Raw genomic sequence first — 5305 nt, 5'->3', positions numbered from 1 at the left:
GAGCGCCTGCCTTACAAGCAGGATGTCGGCAGTTCGATCCTGTCATCGTCCACCAGACCAAGAAGCAAGCATAAAGCTTGCTTCTTTTTTTTGTATATGTGATATAATAGTACCAGTTGTTTTGTTTGTAAATTTCAAAGAGTTTTATTAAGAGGAGGAACTATGTTTCGTAAATTCGGACGCTATAAACGTTCGCTACTTACAGTACTAGGTGTACTATTGGCATCTACACTTGCTACAGCAAGTGCGGCCACAATTAATATGAGTCAATTAACATCCAATAGGACTCAACCGGTTGTTATTAACTCTGTGCAATCCAATGTAGATACAACTACACCTACGTTACAATCCGATAATAATGGTCAACCTATTTTGAAGGTTGCCAACACACCGGTTTCTACTCCAGTTGTAGGAACACCTGAAAAAGCGACGATCAACACATCTAATTCTAATTATGATGGTCATTTAGATAATTTCCCTAGTCGCAAAGTAACAATCGTAGTACCTGCCAAGTTGCGCAATGAAAATACAGCACAATTTGGTCGTTACATGACAGATCGTCTATCTAACACACTTAAATATCCGTACTACGATACAGCAATCGTAAGTACTAATACGCCAACAGCAGAAATTAGAGCTGTTGACCTTGCACAAATTGCATCTGCGCAGAACTCTGAAATTGTTATCATGCCTGTACCATTGCAAGATGTATACGTACAAATCAATGGTGTAAATAGCCCATACGCATATAACAATGATGATCGCGAAATGTACATTGCAGCAAAAGTTAATGCATTGTTATATTACTACGATGTGAATGATCAAGTTATTCACACTGTACGCAGTGGATTCAATCAAACAGATGATTCCTTAACAATGCCAACACATAAGGCTGTATGGAATAAAGTTATGACTGTATTACTTGATAAATTACCGTATAAACGCATTCCAACAGACCGTGACCGCTATCAAGCGCCTGGCATCAACTCTGAATCTCCAGTTGTACTTGACTTCCAAGTAGAACAACCTAGAAATACTGCTTACTCCTTAAAAGATGTTAGCGTATTATAAGAGACACTAAAAAGACCGTTAAGCAATTGCTTAACGGTCTTTTTGTATTCACCTATTAATGATACATAACTTAGTGAATCAAGCCAATTAATCTAAGTTGATGCTCTGTAAAACCAGCATTTCTTAAAAGTGTAGTAAATGAACTACGGAAGGAATCAGATAAATCGCTTACGTAATAAATTGAATCATCATCTTTTGCACTTGCTGTACTTGTATTAGTAGTCGCAGCATATTTAGCATTATCAGCTTCATTTTGTTTAACCATGTTAGCTCTAAAAGCATCATTTGTAGGAGTTTCTACTGGTGGGCGAACCGAGTCAGTATATTTATAACCATAAGATGCGTCTACATGTGTTCCTAGTGTAGATGCACCAAAACAGCATGCTAATACAGCAAAAGCAATGAAAGATTTTTTTGATACGTTCATTAGAAAACCTCCAAATTAACACAATAAGTCATTAAATTTAAATGACAAATTTTAGTATAAGCAGATGACCTTAATGTTAGATGAGTGTTTCCTATAAACAAAATGAAATTCTATAGAAAAAGGCTAGCCCTATGGCTAGCCTTTCATTTTATAGTTGTTTAGTTACATGCAAGCGCAATAATGCACGTTGCAATGCTGCTTCTGCGCGTTCTACATCGATATCTGGTGTAGGATTGGATAACCGGCCTTCTGCACGTTCTTTAGCTCGACGAGCACGTTCCACATCAATAGATGATGGATCTTGGCAATCTGGAGTTACAATACTCACCTTATTATGTTCAATTTCACAGAAGCCACCAAATACGGCAAGTTCACGAGATGTTCCATCTGGTTGATCTATGCGTAATGGCGCTAAATCTAATGCGATAATCATAGGTGCATGATTTGGCAAAACACCAAATTGACCATCGATGGCTTTGCCTACAAAGAATGTAGACTTGCCTTCAAAGACAATCGCATCAGGTGTGATGATCTGTAGGGACATAGGTTCCGCCATGGATTATTCCCCCTTCTCTTGCATTTCCTTTGCTTTTTGAACGGCTTCATCAATGGTACCAACCATGTAGAATGCACCTTCCGGTAAATCGTCATGTTTACCATCAAGGATTTCTTTAAAGCCTCTCAATGTTTCGGACAATGGTACGTATTTACCAGGAGAACCTGTAAATACTTCGGCTACGAAGAATGGTTGACTCAAGAAACGTTGAATCTTACGAGCGCGAGATACAGTCAATTTATCTTCGTCAGACAATTCTTCCATGCCGAGGATTGCGATAATATCTTGAAGATCGCGATATTTTTGCAATACTTCTTGTACGCCACGAGCTACTGTATAATGTTCTTCGCCAAGTACATGTGGGTCCAAAATACGACTAGTAGAATCGAGTGGATCTACAGCTGGATAAATACCAAGTTCCGCAATGGAACGAGACAATACTGTTGTTGCATCCAAGTGAGCAAATGTTGCTGCTGGAGCAGGGTCAGTCAAGTCATCGGCTGGTACATATACAGCTTGTACGGAAGTAATAGAACCTTCTTTTGTAGATGTAATACGTTCTTGTAATGCACCTACGTCATTAGCCAATGTAGGTTGGTAACCTACGGCAGATGGCATACGACCTAAGAGGGCAGATACTTCGGAACCCGCTTGAATAAAGCGGAAGATGTTATCGATAAACAAGAGCACGTCTTGTTTCTTTACATCACGGAAGTATTCAGCCATTGTAAGGCCTGTAAGACCTACGCGCATACGAGCCCCAGGTGGCTCATTCATTTGGCCATATACGAGGGCCGTTTTATTGATAACGCCGGATTCTTTCATTTCATTCCACAAGTCGTTACCTTCACGAGTACGTTCGCCTACGCCGGAGAATACGGAGTAACCACCGTGCTCTGTAGCAACATTGTGAATCAATTCCATGATTAATACGGTTTTACCTACGCCGGCACCACCGAAGAGGCCAATTTTACCACCTTTTACGTAAGGAGCGATAAGGTCAACAACCTTAATACCTGTTTCCAAGATTTGTGTATCTGGAGAAAGGTCATCAAATTTAGGTGCTGGACGATGAATAGGCCATTTTTCGTCAGCTACAACTGGAGCTGGATCATGGTCTACAGTTTCACCCAATACGTTAAAGATACGACCCAATACACCTTCACCTACAGGAACGGCAATTGCAGCACCAGTATCTTCAGCATCCATATTACGGGTCATACCGTCAGTAGAGCTCATCGCAACGCAACGTACAGTATCATCACCTAAGTGTTGCATAACCTCTACTACAATTTTTTGTCTATCATGTGCCTTATGATCATGGTAGATGTTGATGGCGTTGTAGATGCTTGGCAAATGACCAGCATCGAAGCGCACGTCTACAACTGGGCCAATGACCTGCACAACTTTACCAATATTATTACTCATCGACAGATGTCTCCTTATTTATTGCAAGGCATTAGCGCCACCAACGATTTCAGAAATTTCGTTTGTAATGCTAGATTGACGTAACTTGTTATATTCAAGCCCCAAGGAATCAATGAGTTCCCCTGCATTGTCTGTAGCAGATGTCATGGCTGTCATGCGAGCACCAAGTTCACTTGCTGCAGATTGCAACAATCCATTATAAACAGTAATTTCTAAATATTTTGGTAGCAACGCCTCCAAGACAGATACAGCGGAAGGCATAAAGTCATATTCTTCCCCTTTTACCTCATCTTGTGGTTGCTCTATTGGCAACAAGCGCTCAGCCTGTGCAATTTGCGTCATAGAATTTACAAAACGTGTATAGATCATGATGACTTCGTCAACTTCATGACGTTCGTATAGTGAAAGTGCTTCATGCATAATGGCACGCGCATGTTCATAGGAAGGTTTATCAGAGAAGCCCGCATAGGACTTATCGATATGAATTCCTCTGGATTTCATGCTGTCTCTTGGCTTTTTACCAGCCGTGATAACACGATATGTATCGGAAGATTTGCCATGCAATTGCTCCATAGCAAATTTCAATACATTAGACGAGAATGCCCCTGCAAGGCCCTTATCAGCACCTATTACTATATAGCACGTACGCTTTATAGGACGTACCTCTAGTAAAGGACTGCTAAAGCCTTCTAAATCACTATTAGACATATGACGCAAGATTTGCCCAATTTTTTCTGCGTAAGGACGTGTAGATTCCGCTTTTGTTTGTGCCCTACGAAGACGAGCTGAAGCAACCATCTTCATCGCTTTTGTAATTTGTTGCGTATTGGTAACACTTTTTATGCGTTTTCGCAAATCTTGTGCACTAGCCATACATTACGCCTCCTTATGAGACACTAATGTATGCGTAGAACCAAATGCTTCTACACATTCTGGGATTGCTTGCTTCAATAGATTTTCAGTATCTTCATCAATTTTCTTAGACGTTTCAATATTCGTGATAATTTCAGGATAGTTAGCTTTTATAAAACGTAAAAGTTCAGCTTCAAATGATAATACATCATCTACTTGAATATTAGCTAAATAACCTTTTGTACCAGCGTAAAGGTTGATAACCATTTCTGCTACGCTCATAGGTTCATATTGACCTTGCTTTAACATTTCAGTCAAACGTTCACCGCGGTCTAATTGTGCTTTAGTAGCCGCATCAAGATCGGAACCGAACTGTGCGAAGGCTGCCAATTCACGATATTGAGCAAGGTCCAAACGCAATTGGCCTGCTACTTGTTTCATCGCTTTAGTTTGAGCACTACCACCTACACGGGATACGGACAAACCTACATCAACAGCTGGACGGATACCAGAGTAGAACATATCTGTCCCTAAGAAAATTTGACCATCAGTGATGGAAATTACGTTTGTTGGGATGTATGCAGATACGTCACCCGCTTGTGTTTCAATGATTGGCAACGCTGTAATAGAACCACCGCCAAGTTCTGGTGAAAGTTTAGCAGCACGTTCTAATAAACGACTGTGTAAGTAGAATACGTCGCCTGGATACGCTTCACGCCCTGGTGGACGGCGTAATAATAGAGACATAGCACGGTAAGCAGCTGCTTGCTTAGTTAAGTCATCATATACGCAAAGTACATGTTTGCCTTTGTACATGAAGTATTCACCCATAGCAACACCTGCATACGGAGCAATGTATTGTAATGGAGCACCTGTAGAAGCACTAGCAGAAACGACGATTGTATAATCCAACGCACCTGTTTCTTCTAATTTTTGTACTACACGAGCTACGGTAGATTCTTTTTGACCAA

6 protein-coding genes are annotated in these 5305 nt (G+C 40.6%); 1 reads left to right on the top strand and 5 read right to left on the bottom strand.

What is annotated here, in order from left to right:
- The first annotated feature begins 162 nt into the window (after window positions 1–162).
- Window positions 163–1071 carry a hypothetical protein gene (locus QZ055_RS07970; protein WP_295825880.1) on the top strand — a complete coding sequence of 303 codons (909 nt, stop codon included), beginning with the start codon at window positions 163–165 and terminating at the stop codon, window positions 1069–1071.
- Between the two features lie 70 nt (window positions 1072–1141).
- Here the strand turns inward: QZ055_RS07970 and QZ055_RS07965 are convergent, their stop codons facing one another.
- From QZ055_RS07965 to atpA, 5 genes are all read right to left on the bottom strand, one after another.
- The gene (locus tag QZ055_RS07965) at window positions 1142–1498 is read right to left on the bottom strand and encodes a hypothetical protein (protein WP_295784002.1); all 357 of its coding nucleotides are present in this window, start codon (window positions 1496–1498) and stop codon (window positions 1142–1144) included.
- A 148-nt stretch (window positions 1499–1646) separates the two neighbouring features.
- Window positions 1647–2054, bottom strand: a complete 408-nt coding sequence (gene atpC / locus QZ055_RS07960; RefSeq protein ID WP_105089723.1) for an ATP synthase F1 subunit epsilon — start codon at window positions 2052–2054, stop codon at window positions 1647–1649.
- A gap of 3 nt (window positions 2055–2057) precedes the next feature.
- Window positions 2058–3482 carry a F0F1 ATP synthase subunit beta gene (gene atpD / locus QZ055_RS07955; RefSeq protein ID WP_295825877.1) on the bottom strand — a complete coding sequence of 475 codons (1425 nt, stop codon included), beginning with the start codon at window positions 3480–3482 and terminating at the stop codon, window positions 2058–2060.
- Between the two features lie 18 nt (window positions 3483–3500).
- Complete coding sequence (gene atpG / locus QZ055_RS07950) at window positions 3501–4355, bottom strand: ATP synthase F1 subunit gamma (RefSeq protein ID WP_060924366.1); 855 nt, start codon at window positions 4353–4355, stop codon at window positions 3501–3503.
- 3 nt (window positions 4356–4358) lie between these two features.
- Window positions 4359–5305, bottom strand: a 947-nt coding sequence (gene atpA, locus QZ055_RS07945) for a F0F1 ATP synthase subunit alpha (RefSeq protein ID WP_295825875.1), incomplete at its 5' end; no start/stop codon positions are given.

This window comes from uncultured Veillonella sp., assembly GCF_905209685.1.
Lineage (GTDB): Bacteria > Bacillota > Negativicutes > Veillonellales > Veillonellaceae > Veillonella.
This window is presented reverse-complemented; position numbering and strand designations above follow the sequence as displayed.